A 21570-nucleotide genomic window follows, 5' to 3' on the forward strand; every position below is an offset into this window, starting at 1 on the left:
TCTGATTAAACAAAAACTAAAAAAACTACGAACTTGATATACCTCCCTCCGTTCTTAATAAAAAAACACGACTCTACTTTTAGCAAATAAGAAAAGTTTAAACAGATTCAAAATATAGGGATTGACAATATCTGCTTTCTGACGACTAAATTCTGAAAATCTTTCAAATCTTGTACTAACACCGTAAGGCCGACTGTGCGGTTCCGGCGTCGATAGATAAACAAAAAAGCAGCAAACACCCCTGTCTGCTGCTCCTGTTATTGGCTTTGTTTCGTAAATCGTTGACTGCGCATTCAACAACTTAAGACCAATATGTGCCCTACACTGGCTCCTATTGCTCAGTGTGGTTGCCGTACATTCTTTCTTTGTAGGCAGCCTTGATAACCTCAGTGCGACGCTTTACCGACGGTTTCTGGAAAGCCGTCCGCGAACGCAACTGACGCAAAACACCCGTCTTCTCGAATTTCTTCTTGAAGCGCTTCAGTGCCTTATCGATCGATTCGTTGTCTTTTACGTTAATGATTAACATGTTAAAAATTTTATTTTAGCTAAAACCGGACGGCAAAGGTAATAGTTTTGCGGCTATGAAGCAAGCTATTATTGATTTAGGTACCAATACATTTCACCTGTTTATCGCTGAGAAAAAGGCGGATACCTACCAAACACTGTTCCGCGAAAGTCGTCCGGCCAAAATCGGTCAGGCAGGCATCAATCAGGGCATTATTACGGAAGAGGGCATTGGTCGTGCTCTGAACGTACTAACCTACTTCCGGCAGGTACTGGATCAATTTGACGTAGCGCCCGATCAGGTGGTAGCTATCGGTACCAGCGCCATTCGCGTAGCACGCAATCAGCAGGAATTTATCGACCGCGTTCGGGCGTCGACGGGTATTACCGTTCAGGTTATTTCGGGCGATCAGGAAGCTGAATACATTTATCACGGCATTCGGACGGCTGGTGCGCTGGATGAAGAAACAGCGTTAATCGTTGACATTGGCGGAGGTAGCGTAGAGTTTATTCTGGGCAATCAGTCGCGGATTTTCTGGAAACAGAGTTTTGAGATTGGCGGGCAACGACTTCGCGAACGATTCATGACCACAGATCCCATAAGCTCTGGCAGTATTCGTCGTTTACACGACTATTTTCAGGAACAACTGTTACCCCTGGCCAACGCCATTCACCAATACCAACCCGCTACGTTGGTTGGCTCGTCGGGCTCGTTCGATACGTTGGTCGATATGTGGTTTATGCATGAACAAGGCCAGTGGCCCGACCCGGCACAAGCAACATTTACGCTACCCATTGCCGAATTTTACCGCGCTTACGAATTGCTGATTACGAAAAATCATGCCGAACGGATGGAAATTCCGGGCATGATTGAATTGCGTGTCGATATGATCGTAGTAGCGGTTTGCCTGATCGACTACGTACTGAAAACGTATGGAATCAAACAGATTCGCACGTCGACGTATTCACTGAAAGAAGGCGTTTTAGCGTCGATGGATAAATAGAGAAACCCCTAAATCCCCTGAGGGGAGCTTTGCGTACTCATCGGCAAAGTTCCCTTCAGGGGATTTAGGGGTTTTAGGAACTATCTAATCTACGGTTTATCCCACCAAAGCGGAGTTGATAATGCTACGTCGGCTGGTACGTTATTACCGTTTTTCGTGGTCTCGCCGTTCGGATAAGCCGCCCGCCGGATAAACGCAGTACCGAGCGCAGCGTTGAGCGGTAACGTAAAGCCTTTGTATTTGTAATCGTACCGACGCGCATCGTTCCAGGCTTCCGGATTCAGGTACGTTGCTACGTATTTTTCCTTGAAAATCAGATCGAGTGTTAAATTATCCGCACCCACGCTAACTGACTTATCATTGATATACGTATCACGAGCAGCAGCCGCTACGCCGAATTTATCCATATTGGCCCGAATACCCGCCAGATAAGCCGCATATGCTTTCGCTTTGTCGCCAGCGCGGAAAGCAGCTTCGGCTTCCACAAATTTCATTTCGGCGTATGTAACAATAAACAACGGCGACGCATCCCCCGTCCAGGGTGAGTTGAGTGATATGTAGACTTCATCTTTCACAGTGTTATTGCCACCAACGTTGCCCTGCCCGTTACGCGTACCGACATACGTACCGTTCACGGTTTTATCTGTAATCTTCTCAACGCGCGGGTCAATAATGCCATAGGTAGTGCCGTTCAACTGATTGACCAGTTGATTGGACAGCCAGCCATCGAGCACAAGCGCGGCATTGTTACGTGCTACGGTAGCCCAGGGATTACGTAGCAGGAACGACGCCATCTGTGCATCATCCGTATTGGCTGTGTACGATTTGGAAACCGCATCCAGCACATCGGCCGGTTTATACGTACTCTTTTTAGATAGTTTATTCAGCATGCGGGCTTTCATCGCATAAGCCGTTTTGGTCCAGGCCGCCGTACTACCCTTATGAATCAGATCGTTAGCAGCTGCCAGTTTGACTTTCGAGTCGGTTTTGGCCAGCTCCGTTATCCCTTCGTTAAGCAGCGTCAAAGCCGTTGTGTACAAGGTTTCGCCCGTATCGTATTTCGGAATTAACGTAGTGCCCGTAAACGCATCTGAAAAAGGTGCATCGCCAAACATGTCAGCAATCAGGTTCAGCTGGTACGATAGCATCACATTGGCCACACCTACATATTCTGAAGCACCCTGCTCCTGCGCCCTTTTCTTCATGTCGTACAGGTCGGCCATGGTGAAATAGGCATAATCCCAGGTGGATGTATAATCCGTAATCTGATACGTATCGGTTGAGCCGCCAGCGCCCGGATTGGCCAGATACTGCACGAAATAAGACGTAGTGTTTCCAAACCGCTGTGAACTCAAGGCTGTTTTCTGTGTCGTGGTCGACAGGAACGAAGCCAGTGGCGGGTTCGAAATCAGGTTCGGGTTTTCTTTTAGTTCGAAATAATCTTTACAACTGCTCAGCAACGTAACAACCAGCAGGGTAAGAACAGGACGTATATAATGACGATTGAATTTCATGATTTATAAAAGAAAAGATCGTTAGAAACCAACATTGAGCGAAAACAGGAAGCTCCGTACAGCTGGGTATGTAAACCCGGTAAACCCATCGACGTTACTGCCGCTATTGGTCGAGCTGGTTTCAGGGTCATAACCCGTGTATTTCGTCCACAGTGCCAGATTGTTGCCTGTAATGCTCACGCGTGCGTTTTTCACAAACGACGATTTGTTAAACAACGTAGTAGGTAAGCCATACGACAAACCAACCGAACGGAGCCGCACCCAAGAAGCATCTTCGATAAAGTTTTCCGATACGCCCCGGTGAACGTTCCGGTAGAATCCGTTGGTATAATCGACGCCATCGGGTCCTTTACCCTGCCCCAGCCATACAGCTTTGGTGTTTGGGGTTCCATCAGCCAGTACGCCTTCAAATACTTTGGTAGTGTTTCGATCTTCGGTGTATTTCGCTATACCGAATGCCGAGAAGAAGTTACTCATCTGATTGTATCGATCCTGCCCAACGCGCGCATCGACCAGAGCCGTCAACGTGAAATTACCGTAAGTCAGCGTATTGTTCAGTCCACCGATCCACTTCGGCTGCGAATTGCCCAGAATTTTCTGAGCCGTGTTGATCACCGGGAAGCCGTTGGCACCAATCACAATCGGGCGGCTCCGGTCGAGTTCAGGCGATGCGTTGGCTTCGGCCGCATTCGGATAATATCGCTGATACGATCGGCCGTACAGATTTCCGTAGGCGTAACCCGGTACCAGACGCATTGTTACGGTCGAACTTGAATAGCCAAACTGCGAGGCATAGTTGATTTCGGTCAGTCCTTCGCGAATGCTCAGGATTTTGTTACGGTTGGCCGAGAAGTTCAGATTTACATCCCAGTTGAACTTACCCGTACGCACAGGTGTAGCGCGCAGAACCAGTTCAACACCCCGGTTGCGCATCGAACCTGAGTTAATAGCTGCATTCACATAACCCGTTGTCGACGTTACGTCAACCCGAATAATCTGGTCTTTGCTAAGCGAGTTATAATATGTAAAATCCAGTCCAAATCGGTTGTTGAGGAAGCTCATTTCCAGACCTGCTTCGAAGGTATCGGTAAACTCAGGACGAAGGTTAGGATCGCCCAGCAGCGCACCCCGCGTAAAGCCGGTTGTGCCTGACGGCAACTGCGTATACGGCGAATAGCCCGTAATGGTTGAATACGGCGCTGCATCTTTACCAATCTGCGCGTACGACGCCCGAAGCTTACCCAGGCTAATAAACTGGGGTAATTGCATCTGCCGCGAGAACAAATAGCTCAAACTGGCCGATGGGTAGAAAAACGAATTATTGGGCGCCTGTAATGACGACGTTACGTCGTTACGTCCGGTCAGGGTCAGGAACAGGAAGTCCTTATAATCCACTGTTAACTCACCAAAAATTCCCATCAGTCGGTAATCTTCTCCACTTTGGGTTGGCACAACGGTTTTAGCATTCCGTAAGTCAAAGTAATTATACACGCTCAACTCGGTTCCTTCGGCACCAAATCCTCGAATTCGCCGATCATACAGATCATGGCCGATACGTAGCGTCGTATTGAAGTTCTCACCAAATTTATGGTTTGCGCTGGCCGTAAACGTAGACGTAATAGCCCGGAAATTCGTGTTGTACTGGTAAACAAAACCTAGTGCGTTGTCTTCGTAAACACGTTCTCCGGCGGTTCCGGCCGGGCCTGGTGCCCAGCGTCTGCGGTCGTCGGAATACGTATCCAGACCCGCTCGGTAGTTCAGCGATAACCAAGAGAACGGCGTGTAATTGAAGTTCAGGCCGCCAACCAGACGATTTACATTGTCGCGAAGTTTGTTAGTCATGGCGCCATAAATCGGGTTACCATTGCCGTAAGTTTTATAACTCCCGTCGGCATTAAGGTAATCACGCACATCGTATCGGGGCGACCAGTAGCTCAGGCTTTCGTTGTACCGGTCGGCATTGTACCGATCTCCGCCCGAATTAATAAAATTCAGATTGGCACCGGTGGTAAACTTGTCACTAAACTTTACGTTAGTGTTCAGCCGAACAGACAATTTATTGAAATCCGTAAACGGAATTACCCCCTCCTGCCTCAGATGCCCGATTGACGACAGGAAATTAATCTTATCCGTCCCTCCTGTAAATGACAGGTTGTTCTGGAATTGCTTACCGGTGTAATACGCATCCTTATAAATGTTGTACAATTTTTCAGGATGGGTTGGGTCAATTTTGCGGGCTTCCTCGACGGTGGGTCCCCACGATGGGAAAAAGTCCTGCGGATTATACACGCCCGAGTAGCCGATGGTGTATTTATCCTGCACTTCAGGCAGTTTGTTTACATTCTCGAAACCATACGTGCCGCTGTAATTGGCCCGAAACGCACCCGCTTTTCCTGATTTGGTTGTGATAACGACTACGCCATTGGCGCCCCGCAGTCCATACAATGCCGTAGCGGCTCCACCTTTCAGAATATTAATCGTCTCTACGTCGTCTGGGTTGATATCAGCAGCCCGGTTCGACATTCCCCGGAGTTCAGCACCAGAGTTGGTCGTTCCTGTTGATGTACTGTTGTCGAACAATACCCCATCGACTACAAACAGCGGCTGATTGTCGCGGCTTACGTCGAGTGAGTTAATTCCCCGAATCAGGATGCGGGCGCCCTGCCCCGGCGCACCGCCCGTGCTGGAAATGGTTACACCCGCCACTTTTCCCTGCAACGCATTGACAAGGTTTGGCTGACGGTTCTGCACAATCTGTTCTGAGTTAACGCTCTGAGCAGCATAACCCAACGCTTTCTTTTCGCGACTGATGCCCAGCGCCGTAACTACCACTTCGTTCAGGGTTTTGTTATCGGAACGTAGCGTTACGTCAATACGGGTGCGGTTGCCAACTGTAACCTCTTGGCTTTCGTAGCCAATGTAACTGAATACCAGCACTGAATTACCGGTATTCACCCGAAGCGAGTAGCGGCCGTTTTCGTTGGTTTGTGTGCCGGTTGTGGTGCCTTTGATTGATACGTTTACGCCAGGCAGGGGCCCCTCCTCCGACGAAACGGTTCCGTTAAGATCAATCTGCTGCGCCCTTGCAAGCGATGAGCAGAAAAGAAAAGCCAGAACGATCCAGATTCGTAATAGTTTGTTCATGTTTGAGTATGTAGATTAAGAAAACGTTAAAGGACTGCCGGCAAAGTTAGCCTTTACATAAAGTTTTGCAAGACTAGTGAGTAGCCAAAGTATATTCGCCAGATGATCAATCTGCTCTAACTTGCTTAGCCATAAACGGATTCTGAGAAAATAATGAAACCTAATTTTTTAGAAACTCAACGGAAAGAATCGTTTCAATCCTGGCGATTCCGAACCCTTCTGAACTGGTACCCGATGTTTTTCGGAACAGGTGGCCATATTCTGTTCTGGTCGGGCGACTGGCGTGAAGTACACGTCCGGCTCCGACGTAGCATCTGGACGTACAACTACGTGGGTACCATTTTTGGTGGAAGCATGTTCTCGGCCACCGATCCGTTCTATATGGTGATGCTGCTGAAGGTTCTGGGAAACCGCTACGTTGTCTGGGATAAATCGGCCAGTATTCGCTGTCGCAAACCGGGTCGGCAAACGCTCTACGCCCGCTTCGAACTTACGGACGAGCAACTCGAAACGATCCGTCAGGACGTAGCGACGAATGGACAGACAGAACGTACGTTTACCGTTCAATGGATTGACAAAGAGGGAATTGTATATGCCGAAATTGAACGACTTTGCTACGTTGCCGACAAACAGCACTACGAAGCCCGAAAGACCGACAGACAGCGGTCGCGGTTTCAACGGTGACGTAATTAGATGGATAGTATAATATGAACAAACTGACCAGTAATCTCGCCGTATTACTCGCATTAATTACGCTTGGTGGGTGGATTAGTTCTGATTCTGTAATACCGCCAACGCTGCGGTCGCGTCATACGCCTGGTGTTGGTTTGTACGCGGGATTCAGACAGCCGCGCGATAGTGCAATAGTCATAACGGTGAAGTTTAAACTAACCGAAACTGGTTTTCTGGATACGTTGGCGATAACCGGCAATGCTCCTGCAGGCTATTTTGAAAAGATACAAAATCAGCTTGTCGAGCTGAATGGCAAATGGATTCCGCAGATGCGAAACGGAAAAGCAGAAAAGAGTAAATGGCTAATTTACAGGTGCTACGTAGTTGGCCCTAATAGCCGAAATAATCGCGCTTGGGAGGAAGTTGAAAAGGCCTATCAACGAGATTATGGACTTTTCGGATGTTACCGAGATAAAGAGCGTGGGATGCAATGTGTAATAGAGTACCTCGAAGGCGCCGATTGTTTTGTCTTTCCACCAAGGTGGTACTCCACAGTTCATTAGCTACCCCAATCCTGATTGTCAATTATACAATCTTTGCCTTTCAATTATTCGTTAGAACGTCATGCCATCGTCTGACATGGCATTTCCCTTGGTTCAAAACGCTTATGACCAGAGATAATCTCATACTGCTCTCGTAAATATTCTTCGCATTTACGCTGAATGGCTGTTTCAAAGAAAGATGTTACGTTGGTGATTCCAGAATGGGTGAAAACGTAGAATCTGTCTGATTCAATGTTTTTTGACTACCCAAACCCTTACGTTATAAAAAATGTATATTGCACGTATTAACTAAAAACACCGGCCTCATTACCGGACCGGTGTTTTTGCATTCTTTCTTAACTTAAACGCTGTTTAGGCGCCTTCCCAAGGACGCCTTTATTTGATTCAGAGTTGCATTCTTATCCCGTCGTTTTGATGAACGGTCAAATAAGTAAGCAAACGGTTAATGCAACAACGCCGGATCTATTTGTTCCGGCGTTGTTGCATACAAAACATTAGCCTGATTTGTCCATTACAATAAAATAGAACAATTGCCGTAATTTTGTTGTACACATCAATGATTCCACTGTAGGCGTATTGAAGCAGTCAATTATGGATAGGATTAACGCTTAACTTTCGATTACCTGGTTTTTGTTAGCCGACTGTTAGAATCAGTGTAGTAGCTTCTGTTTGCCCAAACCTAAAATCTCAATATGAAGACGCAATCAGCTATAACGTATCCTTGGCGACGTTTTTACCCGAAAGAAGTCCCGGAAGAAATAAATCCGGATGCCTACCCTTCGCTGGCAGCTTTGCTGGAAGAGGGCTGTCGACGTTTCAAGGATCGTCCTGCCTATGCCTGCATGGGAAAGCAACTGACTTATGGGGAGTTGGACACGTTGTCAGAGCAGTTTGCGTCGTTTCTACAAAACGGCTTAAAGCTGCAGAAAGGTGACCGACTGGCTATTCAAATGCCCAATACACTGCAATATCCGGTGGCCATGTTTGGGGCATTACGGGCAGGGTTAACCGTTGTTAATACAAATCCATTGTATACCCCCCGCGAAATGCAGCACCAGTTCAAAGACTCGGGTGCGAAGGCGATTGTCATTCTGTCCAATTTTGCCAGTCATTTGGAAAAAATTATTGGCCGAACCGATATCCAGCATGTCATTATTACACAATTGGGTGATTTGCTGGGCTTTCCCAAAAAGCAAATCGTTAACGCTGTAGTTAAGTACGTCAAAAAACTAGTTCCCCCGTATAGTCTGCCCGACGCAATTGCGTTTAACGATGCCTTAAGCCGAGGACGTACGCAACCCTTTCGGCCGGTAGCCATAAAAGATACAGATCTGGCCTTTATTCAGTACACAGGTGGTACAACCGGTGTCTCAAAAGGGGCTATGTTAACGCATCGAAACATAATTTCTAATGTAGAATGTCAGCACCAATGGCTAAAACCTCTCCACCTTCCTGAAGGAGAAGGAGTTTTTGTAGCAGCGTTACCACTTTATCACGTTTATGCGCTAACGACCAACGCTCTTGCTGGGCTCAAAAGTGGTTTCATGAATCTGCTCATTACCAACCCGAGGGATATGAATGCCTTTATTGATGACCTGAAGAAGTATAAAATTACTGGTTTTACTGGCGTCAATACGTTGTACAACGGCTTACTCAATCACCCACGGATTACAGAAGTCGATTTTAGCGATCTGAAAGTCACTTCAGCGGGCGGCATGGCCCTGCAAACATCCGTAGCCGAACGCTGGACTAAGTTAACGGGTAATACGCCCTGCGAAGGCTACGGCTTAACTGAAACATCGCCGGTGCTTAGTTCAAATCCTGTGGATGGTTCGGTACGGGTGGGAACGATCGGTATTCCGTGGCCAAGCACTGAGATGAAAATTATTCGTGATGATGGTAGCGACGCACCCATTGGCGAACCTGGTGAGATTGCAGCGCGGGGGCCTCAGGTGTTCAAAGGCTATTACAATCGTCCCGACGAAACGGCCAAGGCCATGCTGGGCGATTGGTTCAAAACTGGCGACGTGGGGGTAATGAATGAAGATGGCTTCTTCAAGATCGTTGATCGAAAAAAAGACATGATTCTAGTGTCTGGCTTTAATGTATATCCTAATGAAATAGAGGATGTAGTTGCTCAATGTCCAGGTGTGGCAGAAGTAGCCTGTATTGGTATTCCTGATGAAAAGTCGACTGAAGTTGTGAAGATTTTTGTGGTAAAAAAAGACCCCGAGCTCACAGCAGAAACGGTTAAAGCCTTCTGCCGTGAAAATCTTACCCCTTACAAAGTGCCACGCGTTATTGAATTTCGCGATGAGTTACCAAAATCCAACGTTGGTAAAATTTTGCGTCGCCCGCTACGCGACGAAGAGCTGGCCAAATTGACGAAATAAATCGGATTCAATGATTTCAGTTTCAGGCAGTACGTTTCGCGTAGACCTGAAGCTGGAATCACTGAACGCCTATCGTTCAGGCTACCACCACAACAGGAGCAGTTGGTTTCGCGTCAAGAACCATGAGTTCCTGCTGGAATCCTTTCACTTGCTTTATAAACCGGCTCGCTTTCCTGCGCGAAACTTCAATCCGGTCCCCATTGACAAGACTTACACTCATTTGCTGACGGTCCGGATTAACGCTCTCCAGGTACAGAAGATTGATAATATTTTTCTTGTGCGGGCGCACAAATACTTTCGGAGATAGTCGGCTTTCCATCTTTTTTAGTGTCAAAGACACCATTAGTTGGCTGCCATCCACGAAGTGAAAAACTGTATAGTTGCCCTCCCCTTCTAAACGCACAATGCGATGCATCGGCATTTTTTTGCGGCTCCCCCAAAATGGAAGAGTTAAATCGGACATATCAAACTGATCGGCGATCTGTTCCAGGTTAACCGAAGTAAGCGGTTTAGCAAATAAAATTGCTTTCATATGTATCAATATATTAAAAGGTGTGAATATATAGAACTTAAAGGATATAAATATTTAGTTTTAAGTTTCTACAACAGCAAGTTTACACAAATTTCATTATCAAGCAATTAGCTTAATTAAAATTTTACCCTAGAAATAGTGTCAATATATACAATAAGAATAATACAATTATCCCTTTGGTAAAAACTAATAAACTTTAGTCAATTATAGAGCGGACGAACTTATTGGCAAGCTTTATCCTTGATTATTGAACATCACAAGTTTTATAAAATCAGCATGGCAACCTTGCTTGATTTAGTCGGCAACACACCCTTAGTTGAATTGAACCGCCTAAATCCTAATCCTAACGTACGTGTATACGGTAAACTTGAAGGTAATAATCCAGGGGGTAGCGTAAAAGATCGAGCCGCCATAAGTATGATTCAGGGCGCTCTAAGCCGGGGAGAACTGAAGCCAGGAACGACGCTTATTGAAGCAACCAGTGGAAATACAGGTATTGCCCTGGCCATGATTGCTCGCTTATATGACATTCCTATTGAACTGGTCATGCCAGAAAACTCTACCCACGAGCGTGTTCTGACGATGGAAGCTTTTGGCGCTAAAGTGATTCTGACAGAAACTATAGAAAGTGCACGCGATTATGCTGATGAACAGGTGCGAAAAGGTGGTTATCTGATGCTCAATCAGTTCGCAAATCCGGATAATTACCTGGCTCATTATCGGACAACAGGCCCCGAAATTTGGCGGGATACATCCGGAGAGATTACTCATTTTGTTTCTTCAATGGGTACAACAGGTACTATAATGGGCACCTCGCGCTATTTGAAAGAACAGAACCCGGCTATACAAATTGTGGGTTGCCAACCAACAGACGGTTCGTCAATTCCAGGGATTAGAAAATGGCCCATTGAGTACCTGCCTAAAATTTTTGATCCAAAGCGTGTTGATCGTGTTATTGAAGTTTCGGCTGACGACGCAACAATCATGACGCGTAAATTAGCAAATGTAGAGGGTGTGTTTGCCGGCATGAGTAGTGGCGGAGCAGTTCATGCTGCCATCAAACTCGCTCAGGAACTGGATTCAGGAGTAATCGTCTGCATTATCTGCGATCGAGGAGATCGCTATCTATCGTCCGACTTATTTGGCTAAACGTAGCGCCCTTCGTCTCAGGCAGCACTTGAAGAAAGATTATATAGGTTGACTGAGACGAAGGACGCTACGTTATCTTTGCGCTTATGTACAAGCGCATTATCTTACCCATTCTCTTCCGTTTCGACGCCGAGACGATTCACCACACCGTATCAACCTTTCTTAAAATAGCGCTGTCCATTCCGGGGGTTTCGGCAATCTGCCGAAGACTTTTCGTACTGGAAGACGAGCGATTAAATCGCACGGTATTCGGCCTGTCTTTTCCTAATCCGGTGGGGATGGCGGCTGGCTTCGATAAGAACGGCGAACTGGTGAGTGAACTAAGCGATTTAGGTTTCGGGTTCGTTGAAATTGGAACCGTAACTCCCCGCCCACAACCCGGCAATCCCCGTCCTCGCCTGTTTCGCCTAAAAATCGATCTAGGGTTAATTAATCGGATGGGTTTCAACAATAAAGGGGTAAGCCCGGCTGCTGAGCGGCTTCGTCACTTTAATCGAAATCGGGGAAATCGACGAGTAATTGTTGGAGGAAATATTGGTAAAAATAAAGATACTCCTAACGAAAATGCCCTAAACGATTATCTGATTAGTTTTCGGGAGCTTTTCGACACCGTTGATTACTTTGTCGTCAATGTCAGCTCTCCTAACACGCCGGGGCTTCGTGATCTACAGGAACGGGAGCCTCTGACAAAGTTGCTCACCGCTTTGGAGCAGGAAAATCGCCAACGACCCAAAGCCAAACCAATTTTGCTCAAAATTGCCCCCGACCTGACGAATGGTCAGCTGGATGACATTATTGCTATTGTTACTGAAACGGGTATTGCGGGCGTAATCGCAACGAATACGACAATCAACCGCGGTAATCTAACAACCGATCCGGCCATTATCAATCAGATTGGAGCAGGTGGAGTAAGCGGACAGCCATTACGTACGCGGGCTACGGAAGTTATTCGGTATCTACACCAACAATCAGCCGGAGCTTTTCCAATTATTGGAGTTGGTGGCATTTTTTCGGCGCAAGACGCTCAAGAAAAACTTAACGCTGGAGCCAGTTTAGTACAGGTATATACCAGTTTTATTTATGAAGGGCCTGGATTAGTAAAAAAAATTAATCAAGGGTTGCTGAAAAGCATATAAAGTCAGGAAAGGGGTAGTTTAAGATTCGATAACTTTAATTTACATTTGTAAAATGCAAAATCAATTTTTCGTGGTTTTTCGTTAGAAAAGAAATAAACCTGCCGCTTAGCCCCACCCCAACGCATGGCACAACCGACGACATCTCCACGCCAGAATACTCTCCGACGCCCTGTCGAACGTACTGAACCCCGCCCCCGCCTGAATAATGGCTCATCAGGTAGTGGCCCTCGTCGGCCTGCGTTCAATTGGGGAGCGGCTATCGACCGATGGTTCACGGATCAGCGATCAACCTTGACCCTGGGTGTTTTGTTGATGGGTCTGGCAATTGGTTTGCTGGTTGCTTTTATATCATACCTATTGAATGGCGCTGCCGATCAGAGCGTAGTAGGCGCTGCTTTTACGCAACCACTGGCAGAAGCAGCCACCGAAACCCGCAATTGGGTCGGGCTGGTTGGTGCCTACGTGGCGCATGTTTTTGTTTTTCGATGGTTTGGCGTAGGGGCTCTGGCTTTACCATTTATTATTTTTCTGGCAGGCTTTAAATTAACCTTTGGTTATGAGCTTTTACCCCTGAGCCGCACCACAACGGCATTACTATTTGCTGCAGTCTGGTGTAGTTTAATATTAGGCTATATTGTACTCGTAACCAACTCTGCCGAAACGGCAAGCATATGGTGTGGCGGTATCGGATACGAAATCAACGTAGCACTATATGGTCTGTTTGGCTGGGGAAATCTAGCCTTTATTGCTTTTCTGCTTTTCTTTTTTGTCGTCTATTTTTTCGATGTACGAAATATTAAACTGCCAGATTTATCTACGTTAAATCAAGCCAACTCCCAGAAACGCAACGACAGCCCTCTCCAAACGTACGAGGAAAGTGAGATCGCTTTAGACGACGAAGAGTATGAGCAGAACGATTACCCAGAAGCAAAACCCGAACCTGTCTCCTTCGCAGATACGCCTACCAACGAAGTAGTGCCCCAAGAAACTGTTCATGAGAAAGTAGCTGTAACAGATTCTATTATTCCAACAACGGGAGTTACCTTAACCATTAAAAATCGGGATGCGTTAACTACAGGCACAGACAATTCTGTTAATGATGAACCTTCTCCCCCTCCGGTATCGGCCTTCGAACCAGATCCGTTTGAAGACGACGATCTGGTAGCGGTTCATGGGTTGTACGACCCAACGCTTGATCTGCCGCAATATCAGTATCCTACCAACGATTTGCTGGTGGACTACCAGAACAACCGAAAGGCCAATGTGTCTGACGACGAACTAACGGCCAACAAGGAACGTATCGAAACTACGCTACGCAACTTTGGTATCGAAATTGATTCCATTCAGGCGTCAATTGGCCCTACTGTTACGTTATACGAGATTGTTCCTGCCAAAGGCGTCCGAATTTCAAAGATCAAAAGCCTGGAAGATGACATTGCCTTGAGCCTGTCGGCGCTTGGAATACGTATCATCGCGCCTATGCCCGGCATGGGAACCATCGGTATTGAAGTGCCTAACAAGAATCGGGAAATGGTTTCGATGCGGTCGGTTATTACCAGCGATGTATTCAACAGCAGCAAATACGATCTGCCTGTAGTGCTTGGCAAGACTATATCGAATGACATTTACGTAGCAGACCTGGCTAAAATGCCGCACTTGCTGATGGCCGGAGCTACCGGACAAGGGAAATCCGTCGGCTTGAACGTACTGCTCACATCGCTGATTTATAAGAAGCACCCTTCGCAACTGAAGCTCGTTTTAGTCGATCCTAAAAAAGTAGAGCTTACGTTGTTCAACAAACTGGAGCGGCATTTTCTGGCGAAACTACCTGATTCTGAAGAGCCTATTATTACTGATACGAAGAAGGTGGTTAATACCTTGAACTCGCTCTGTATTGAGATGGATAATCGATATAATCTGCTCAAAGACGCAGGCAGTCGGAATCTAAAGGAGTACAATGCGAAGTTTGTAAAACGGCGTCTTAACCCTGAAAAGGGCCACCGATTTCTGCCCTATATCGTTCTGATTATTGACGAGTTAGCAGATCTGATGATGACAGCCGGGAAAGAAGTTGAGCAGCCTATTGCACGCTTGGCGCAGTTAGCCAGAGCCATTGGTATTCATTTGGTTGTTGCTACGCAACGTCCTTCTGTAAACGTAATAACGGGCCTGATTAAGGCCAATTTCCCGGCGCGGCTTTCTTTTAAAGTTACGTCCAAGATCGACTCCCGAACCATTTTAGATACGGGCGGAGCTGAACAGTTGGTTGGTCAGGGGGACATGCTGCTATCGTCAAATTCGGACATAATACGCCTTCAGTGCCCCTTTGTCGATACAAATGAAATCGAAGAGCTTTGCGAATTCGTGGGTAATCAGCGAGGATACGACGATGCGTATGCTTTACCGGAGTTTGTCGGAGATGAAGGTGGACAGAATGACGACAAAGACGTCGATCTTGGTAATCGGGACCCAATGTTTGATGAAGCAGCCCGGCTCATTGTTATCCATCAGCAAGGTAGTACGTCGTTGATTCAGCGTAAGTTGAAACTTGGCTATAACCGCGCCGGTCGGTTGGTCGATCAATTGGAAGCAGCGAAGATTGTTGGCCCTTTTGAAGGTAGTAAAGCCCGTGACGTATTAGTATCGGATCTGCAAATGCTTGAAGAAATGCTCAAGCGGTTGAAAGGAGAATAGCCTGCCAGCTTCTCTACTTTTCTCCCTGGAGAAGACAGACTCAGTTACCTTGTCGAATTAAACTTTTACAGCGTTTTCTAGTCTCTATTATTAAAACAAAGACTCTCAGAAGGCGACTTTAAATCTTGCATTTACGAGTAACACATATAAAAATGAAGAAAATAGCATGGATGCTAGCTTTGGCGTTATGTATAACGCTACCTGCTGCTGCCCAGAAAGACAAACGGGCGCAGCAGATTCTGGACGCGATGAGTAAAAAGTATCAATCGCTGAAATCGTATCAGGCAGCGTTTACGTATACGAGCGCTGGCGCTGGCGCCAAGGAATCGCTGAAAGGTGACCTGACGGTTAAGAATGAGAAATTTCGTTTGGTATTAGGTGGTCAGGAGGTTTTCACGGATGGTAAAACAATGTCTACCTACATTAAGGAATCTAACGAAGTCAACGTTCAGGATTATGAAGGCGGGGCTACCAGCGAATTAAATCCAACCCAGATTTATACGATCTACAAGCGTGGCTTTGACTATCGCTTTTTGAAGGAGCAAAAACAGGGCGGCCGCACCGTTGAAGTCATTGAGCTAACCCCAAATCGCCCGAAGAGTCCAGTGTCAACCATACAGATTTCGGTTGACAAGGCAGATAAATCTGTGCGTAGCTGGCTGATCGTTAATAAAGATGGCAAACGCACTTCGTATACCATTACCAAGTTTACTCCTAACGTAAACGTACCAGATTCACTCTTTGTATTTGACAAGGCAAAGTACCCAGGCGTTGAGGTAGTCGACTTACGATAGCACTCGTTAGTCGTTAGTCGTTAGTCGTTAGTCAGTTATCGCCAACATCAGTTACTGGCGACTCCTGACTAACGACTAATACTTTTTATACCTTCGCTCCGAAGGCCAGATCACCGGAATCGCCCAGTCCGGGAACAATGTAAAAATGTTCGTTGAGATGATCGTCAATGGCACCCAACCAGAGGTGGCACTGAGGCAACCGCTGTTGAACGTAGCGAACCCCCTCTGGACTGGCTATAATGGCTGCAATATGCGTTTGAGCCGGAATTCCGTAACGTAGTAAGGCATGATACACTTTTTCCAGCGAGCGTCCAGTGGCTAGCATTGGATCGCAAAGAATCAGAACCTTACCGCTTAGATCGGGGCTAACAATGTAGTCCATTGCTATTTCAAATTCATCATGTCCGTCGGGCGCATAACCTCGGTAAGCACCCGCAAATGCATTCTCAGCACGATCAAAATAATTGGCAAATCCCTGATGAAAAGGTAGCCCTGCCCGCAAAATAGTAGCCAGAACGGGTTGCTGACGGAGTACCTGTGTATTCGCAGTACCAAGCGGAGTCTCTACAGCTACGTTCTGATACGATAGTTTCTTAGAAATTTCGTAAGCCATCAATTCGCCAAGACGTTCCAGATTGCGCCTGAATCGTAATCGATCCTGCTGAATAGAAACGCTACGTAATTCGGCCATAAACTGATTAGCCAAGGAAGACTGCTGGGCAAAGACAAACATAGAGTGAGGAGTTCGTTCGCTCTAAATTAGCCGCAAGGTTAGCGTATATCCAAACCAATTGCCTAATTTAACCGATTCAATTGGTCCACTACGTTTTTAAATAAGACACAACGGGCTCGACAGTCGGTAATTTACATGCGCTGCTACGTTTACGTTTTCTGTTTCTTCCTACTTTCGCTAGTTGCTCGGGCCCAAAGCCCTTTTATCCCTCTTAACGCCGATTACTATCATATCATTGATCGGCTCGAAATCCGCCAGAACCGATGGGCTGATGGCTTTCATAGTACGGTCAAGCCATATAACCGGCAAAGCGTGATTCAGTTGACGGATAGCTTACTGTCACATCCAGGGCGGGGATTTTCGGATTCGGATTACTTTAATTTTGATTATTTGCGGAATGACAGTTGGGAATGGGTCGACCCGAAGGATTCATTGAGCCTGGACCCATTCGCCAAAAATGTGCGTCAACCAGCGGCTCCAGGCGACAGCCGCGCGCCTTTTTTAACGCATTTTTTTCAAAAAAAGGCAGACTTCTATAACCTGCAAACGCCTGACGTCGATTTACACATTAATCCGGCTGTTTATGTTGGGCTTGGGTTTGAGGGCAATTCCGGCGATTCGCAAGCGCTCACCAGTGGTCAACGTATGCTATTTGTGAACACGCGAGGTCTTGAAATTCGGGGATCGATCGGTCGCAAATTAGGTTTTTATACGTTTTTCTCTGATACGCAAGCGGCTTATCCGGAATACGTTCGGCAATATGGCCAGATTTACTCCGGAGATTCTACAAATTCAGCACCGGGTGAAGGTTTTGTTAAACCTTTTGGGTCTACTGGCGCCGTCGATTATTTATCAGCACGAGGCTACATCACACTCAATGCCCTCAAAGTCATTAACATTCAATTTGGCCATGATCGTAATTTCTTCGGTAATGGCTTTCGTTCACTGCTGTTGTCTGATAATACCCCTCCAGCTCTGTTTTTAAAGCTATCGACTCGTTTGGGTAAACGCATTCAATACACAAATCTTTTTTCAACCCTTCAAAATAAGCAGGTTCCTCTGCCTCAGGGCGAACGTTTCATTCCGCAAAAGTTCACGGCGATTCACCATTTAAGCATCAATCTAAACGACCGAATGAACTTGGGAATATTTGAAGCAGAAGTATTCAGCCGGGATCGGTTCGATATAAGTTATTTAAACCCAATTATCCTGTATCGCTACGTTGAGTCGAGTCAGGGTAGTTCTGATAACGCGATGATTGGTCTTGACTTCAAAGCCAACTTTCTCTCGCAGTTTATGGTCTACAGTCAATTAATGATTGACGAGTTCCGGATAAGTGCGCTCAGAGAAGGCAGAGGAGATTGGACGAATAAGTTTGCCATACAGGTTGGCGGTAAATACATTGACGCCTTTAACGTACCTAATCTTGATTTACAGGCTGAGTTAAATCTGGCTCGTCCGTTTACTTATTCCCATGAATCTTCACGTATTGCCAATTCGGGGCAGACGAATTACGCAAATTATAACCAACCGCTGGCTCATCCATTAGGTGCCAATTTCCTGGAAGGGCTGGGCATTGTTCGTTATCAGCGTAACCGCCTATCGGTTAATGGAATTTTTGGTGTGATGATGTACGGAGCGGATACGTCTCCTGATATTAATTACGGTGGCAATATCCTGAAAGACTACAATAGCCGCTACCGCAGCGAAGGAAACTTTATTGGACAAGGTCGTAAAACGGTCATTACGTATCTGGATGTGCGGGGATCATACATGATTCGGCACAACGTTTTTCTGGAAGGTCGTTACCTATACCGGTTCCAGGATAGTCAGTATCGCCCGGAAAGCTACACGGACCAGGTTGCCAGTTTTGGAATACGCTGGAATATTCCGTACCGAAACTGGGTATTCTAACCACACTTGTATCGTAACAGAGCTGTGATACGGTAGAGACAAACTCTGTAACTTTGCAACCTTATTAAGACTTTATAATTCTATTAATGCTTGACATCATACGTAACGAACTGACCGAAGCACAGTCCGTATTAGATACATTCTTAAGTAACCCGGCTCATCTTTCGGCTATTGAACAGGCAGCTATTCTTATGGCCGACGCGCTTAAAGGTGGGCATAAAATTATCTCCTGCGGTAATGGCGGCTCACACTGCGATGCTATGCACTTTGCAGAAGAGCTTTCCGGACGTTATCGTGACGATCGTCGTTCATTAGCCGCTATTGCGATTTCGGATGTTAGCCATCTTTCCTGCGTTAGCAATGACTACGGCTATGAATTTGTGTTTTCGCGCTTTGTAGAAGGGCTGGGTAATGCAGGAGATGTGTTGCTCGGATTAAGCACAAGTGGCAATTCGGCTAACGTAATTCGTGCAGTAGAGGCAGCCCGACAGAAAGGGATGAAAGTTGTGCTGCTAACGGGTAAAGACGGTGGAAAACTCGCAGGTAAGGCTGACGTCGAAATTCGGGTACCACACTTCGGATACGCTGATCGTATCCAGGAAATTCATATTAAAGTGATTCACTTATTCATCCTGCTTATCGAAAAACAGGTTGTTTAAGGCGGAATTATTAATAGGGTTGAACTGCTTAAAGAATACCCACAGCCGTATCCTGTATTTAACCGCTTCAACCCTGTTAATCTTGACTTACTTCGATATATCCGTAAAAAGTTGGTGTAATTCCGTTTAATAATCTCCTCCAGCACCGCCCCCGCCGAAACTACCACCACCAAAACCACCAAATCCACCGCCACTACTTCCTCCACCGCTCCAGCCACCTCCAGAACTACCCCAGCCAGAGTAAGTTGATGTTGGAAAAAAGACAGGAGGTATCCAGCCACCACCCCGGTTACGATTACCACCGCCACCACCCCGGTTTCTGCGAGCGATAATGAAAATGATGATTAGAAAGATAATTAATACAATAAAAAAGGTACCAGCTCCTTCTTCTTCACCATTATCCTCGCTGGGATCGGCTTTGTACTCGCCACTCGCCCGTCGAATAATCTCATTGGTACCTTCATCCAGCCCCTGGTAATATTGCTGCTGTTTGAAAGCAGGAGCAATTGTATTGCTAATGATTCGTTTCGCAATGGCATCTGGAATCGCTCCTTCTAAACCATAGCCAGTCGCAATAAATATCTTACGTGTTTGGGTAGCCCAAGTCAGCACTAGACCATTGTTTTTCCCTTGTTGCCCAACACCCCATTTCCGACCCACCTGAAATGCAAAATCGCCAATAGGGTAAGGCTCTGTGGTTCTAACAATAACAACAACAATCTGTGTTGACGTTGAGTCATTATAAGCGCGCAGTTTTTGCTCCAGTTGCGATCGCTCCGAACTGCTCAGAATACCCACAAAGTCGTTGACCAGACGAGGTGGATTTGGTTTGTCTGGAATAGCCGTATCAGTCGTTGTACCGTTGTCTGTAGCTACGTCCTGCGCCTGCAAACCAGCTGGTAGAACAAACCATAGCATAAGCAAACCGATACGTAGTGTTCGGATGATATGACTAGTAAAATGGAGTACGTTCACGTCAGTATTATTCAAACGAAATATCATCGGCGAGTTCGTTGCTATCATTGCTGGCGTACGGGAAATACAGTTTCAGTTGTTCACCAGCCCGCTGAATACCCAGACTTAAACCCTTAGAATACTGCCCGGCAGCAAAGTGACGACGTAATAAGTCTTTCGTTGTTTCCCAAAAATCAGCAGGGACTTTTGCATCAATCCCTTTATCACCCACGATAGCGAATTTTCGGTCAGTATGCGCCAGATAAAATAAAACGGCATTACGCTCTTTTGTCTGATGCATACCTAACCGAGCAAATACTTCTATCGCTCGTTCAACTGGATCAGAATTTGGGCAGTTAGGTTCAATGTGTACCCTAACCTCCCCCGACGTAGCTTTTTCGGCCTGTCGTATAGAATCCACAATCTGTTGTTGCTCGTCAGGAGTAAAAATGTTGGTTGGCATGAGAAAAGGCCACAGGGATGGCAAGGGCGACCGAGTAGCTTATCAGAACCACTCTTTACTCCTTACCATCCCTGCTTTTAGAATTGTACCGTTGGAGCGCTCTGAGCAGCTTGCGAGGCTTCAAAGAAACCTTTCACAGGAAATCCAAAAATCCCAGCGAAGATATTATTGGGGAACGAACGTACCGATTGATTGTACGTTTTCACAGCCCCATTAAAATCATTCCGGGATACAGCAATGCGATTTTCCGTTCCTTCTAACTGCGCCTGCAATTCCGAAAAATTCTGATTTGCTTTCAGATTCGGGTAGCTTTCGGCAACGGCCAGCAGCCTCGACAAAGAACCACTCAGCTGATCCTGCGCAGCCTGGAACTTCTGGATATTTTCTGGTGTCAGCTGATCCGCATTTAGTTTGATTCCTGTCGCATTCGCGCGAGCCTGAATAACAGCAGTTAGGGTACTTTTTTCGAAATTAGCGGCCCCTTGCACTGTCCGTACCAGGTTAGGAATCAGGTCGGCACGTCGTTGGTACTGCGTCTGAACCTGTGCCCATTTTTCCTGTACGCTGGTATCACTCTGAACCAAGCCATTATAGGAACTACAGCCGTACATGCCCAGAATGAGGGCAACAACGATCACAATAATTAATGTCTTTGACATAGCTTGTGGGAATGCAAATGGTTAGTGTTACTTTCAAAGTTGGCCAAAACTACAAATTAGTTTACGTAAAACTACGTCAACGGTAC

At 46.4% G+C, this 21570-nt stretch carries 18 protein-coding genes; 10 read left to right on the plus strand and 8 right to left on the minus strand.

What is annotated here, in order from left to right:
• Nucleotides 1-331: 331 nt before the first annotated feature.
• The gene (gene rpsU, locus ACOJS8_RS12520; RefSeq protein WP_018622005.1) at nt 332-529 is read right to left on the minus strand and encodes a 30S ribosomal protein S21; all 198 of its coding nucleotides are present in this window, start codon (nt 527-529) and stop codon (nt 332-334) included.
• Nucleotides 530-584: 55 nt separating this feature from the next.
• On the opposite strand from rpsU, the gene ACOJS8_RS12525 reads away from it, so the two are divergent.
• On the plus strand, nt 585-1511 hold the full coding sequence (locus ACOJS8_RS12525) for a phosphatase (RefSeq protein WP_420148879.1): 927 nt from the start codon (nt 585-587) through the stop codon (nt 1509-1511).
• Between the two features lie 89 nt (nt 1512-1600).
• Here ACOJS8_RS12525 and ACOJS8_RS12530 read toward each other — a convergent pair whose 3' ends face one another.
• Together ACOJS8_RS12530 and ACOJS8_RS12535 are read right to left on the minus strand one after the other, a co-directional pair.
• Nucleotides 1601-3025 (minus strand): SusD/RagB family nutrient-binding outer membrane lipoprotein, encoded by a 1425-nt coding sequence (locus ACOJS8_RS12530; protein ID WP_420148880.1) that lies wholly within the window; start codon nt 3023-3025, stop codon nt 1601-1603.
• A gap of 21 nt (nt 3026-3046) precedes the next feature.
• On the minus strand, nt 3047-6169 hold the full coding sequence (locus ACOJS8_RS12535; protein WP_420148881.1) for a SusC/RagA family TonB-linked outer membrane protein: 3123 nt from the start codon (nt 6167-6169) through the stop codon (nt 3047-3049).
• Between the two features lie 153 nt (nt 6170-6322).
• Between ACOJS8_RS12535 and ACOJS8_RS12540 the strand changes: the two genes are divergently transcribed.
• The 3 genes from ACOJS8_RS12540 to ACOJS8_RS12550 all read left to right on the plus strand — a co-directional run bounded on the left by ACOJS8_RS12540 (nt 6323) and on the right by ACOJS8_RS12550 (nt 9797).
• Nucleotides 6323-6853 carry a DUF4442 domain-containing protein gene (locus ACOJS8_RS12540; RefSeq protein ID WP_420148882.1) on the plus strand — a complete coding sequence of 177 codons (531 nt, stop codon included), beginning with the start codon at nt 6323-6325 and terminating at the stop codon, nt 6851-6853.
• Between the two features lie 23 nt (nt 6854-6876).
• A complete protein-coding gene (locus ACOJS8_RS12545; RefSeq protein ID WP_420148883.1) occupies nt 6877-7404 on the plus strand; it encodes a hypothetical protein in 528 nt (175 codons plus the stop codon).
• 692 nt (nt 7405-8096) lie between these two features.
• Nucleotides 8097-9797 (plus strand): AMP-binding protein, encoded by a 1701-nt coding sequence (locus tag ACOJS8_RS12550; protein ID WP_420148884.1) that lies wholly within the window; start codon nt 8097-8099, stop codon nt 9795-9797.
• 76 nt (nt 9798-9873) lie between these two features.
• Here ACOJS8_RS12550 and ACOJS8_RS12555 read toward each other — a convergent pair whose 3' ends face one another.
• Entirely contained in the window at nt 9874-10329 is a 456-nt protein-coding gene (locus tag ACOJS8_RS12555) for a LytR/AlgR family response regulator transcription factor (protein WP_420148885.1), read from the minus strand.
• Between the two features lie 276 nt (nt 10330-10605).
• Here ACOJS8_RS12555 and cysM point away from each other — a divergent pair, with 276 nt between their 5' ends.
• The 4 genes from cysM (at nt 10606) to ACOJS8_RS12575 (ending at nt 16102) form a co-directional block, all read left to right on the plus strand.
• Nucleotides 10606-11478, plus strand: a complete 873-nt coding sequence (cysM, locus tag ACOJS8_RS12560; RefSeq protein WP_420148886.1) for a cysteine synthase CysM — start codon at nt 10606-10608, stop codon at nt 11476-11478.
• A gap of 86 nt (nt 11479-11564) precedes the next feature.
• On the plus strand, nt 11565-12614 hold the full coding sequence (locus tag ACOJS8_RS12565; protein WP_420148887.1) for a quinone-dependent dihydroorotate dehydrogenase: 1050 nt from the start codon (nt 11565-11567) through the stop codon (nt 12612-12614).
• A 123-nt stretch (nt 12615-12737) separates the two neighbouring features.
• Nucleotides 12738-15308: a DNA translocase FtsK 4TM domain-containing protein gene (locus tag ACOJS8_RS12570; protein ID WP_420148888.1), complete on the plus strand. Its 2571-nt coding sequence runs from the start codon at nt 12738-12740 to the stop codon at nt 15306-15308.
• Between the two features lie 152 nt (nt 15309-15460).
• Nucleotides 15461-16102, plus strand: coding sequence for a LolA family protein (locus ACOJS8_RS12575; protein ID WP_420148889.1), 642 nt, complete (start codon nt 15461-15463; stop codon nt 16100-16102).
• An 85-nt stretch (nt 16103-16187) separates the two neighbouring features.
• Here ACOJS8_RS12575 and upp read toward each other — a convergent pair whose 3' ends face one another.
• The gene (gene upp / locus ACOJS8_RS12580; protein ID WP_420148890.1) at nt 16188-16835 is read right to left on the minus strand and encodes a uracil phosphoribosyltransferase; all 648 of its coding nucleotides are present in this window, start codon (nt 16833-16835) and stop codon (nt 16188-16190) included.
• 135 nt (nt 16836-16970) lie between these two features.
• On the opposite strand from upp, the gene ACOJS8_RS12585 reads away from it, so the two are divergent.
• Both ACOJS8_RS12585 and lpcA read left to right on the plus strand, forming a co-directional pair.
• The gene (locus ACOJS8_RS12585) at nt 16971-18749 is read left to right on the plus strand and encodes a hypothetical protein (protein ID WP_420148891.1); all 1779 of its coding nucleotides are present in this window, start codon (nt 16971-16973) and stop codon (nt 18747-18749) included.
• Nucleotides 18750-18835: 86 nt separating this feature from the next.
• Complete coding sequence (lpcA, locus tag ACOJS8_RS12590; RefSeq protein ID WP_420148892.1) at nt 18836-19408, plus strand: D-sedoheptulose 7-phosphate isomerase; 573 nt, start codon at nt 18836-18838, stop codon at nt 19406-19408.
• 126 nt (nt 19409-19534) lie between these two features.
• Here the strand turns inward: lpcA and ACOJS8_RS12595 are convergent, their stop codons facing one another.
• The 3 genes from ACOJS8_RS12595 to ACOJS8_RS12605 form a co-directional block, all read right to left on the minus strand.
• Nucleotides 19535-20326, minus strand: coding sequence for a TPM domain-containing protein (locus ACOJS8_RS12595; RefSeq protein WP_420148914.1), 792 nt, complete (start codon nt 20324-20326; stop codon nt 19535-19537).
• A gap of 64 nt (nt 20327-20390) precedes the next feature.
• Nucleotides 20391-20825: a TPM domain-containing protein gene (locus tag ACOJS8_RS12600; RefSeq protein WP_420148893.1), complete on the minus strand. Its 435-nt coding sequence runs from the start codon at nt 20823-20825 to the stop codon at nt 20391-20393.
• A gap of 77 nt (nt 20826-20902) precedes the next feature.
• Entirely contained in the window at nt 20903-21484 is a 582-nt protein-coding gene (locus ACOJS8_RS12605) for a LemA family protein (RefSeq protein WP_420148894.1), read from the minus strand.
• Between the last annotated feature and the right edge of the window lie 86 nt (nt 21485-21570).

The sequence above is a fragment of the Spirosoma sp. genome (genome assembly GCF_048594605.1).
Lineage (GTDB): Bacteria > Bacteroidota > Bacteroidia > Cytophagales > Spirosomataceae > Spirosoma.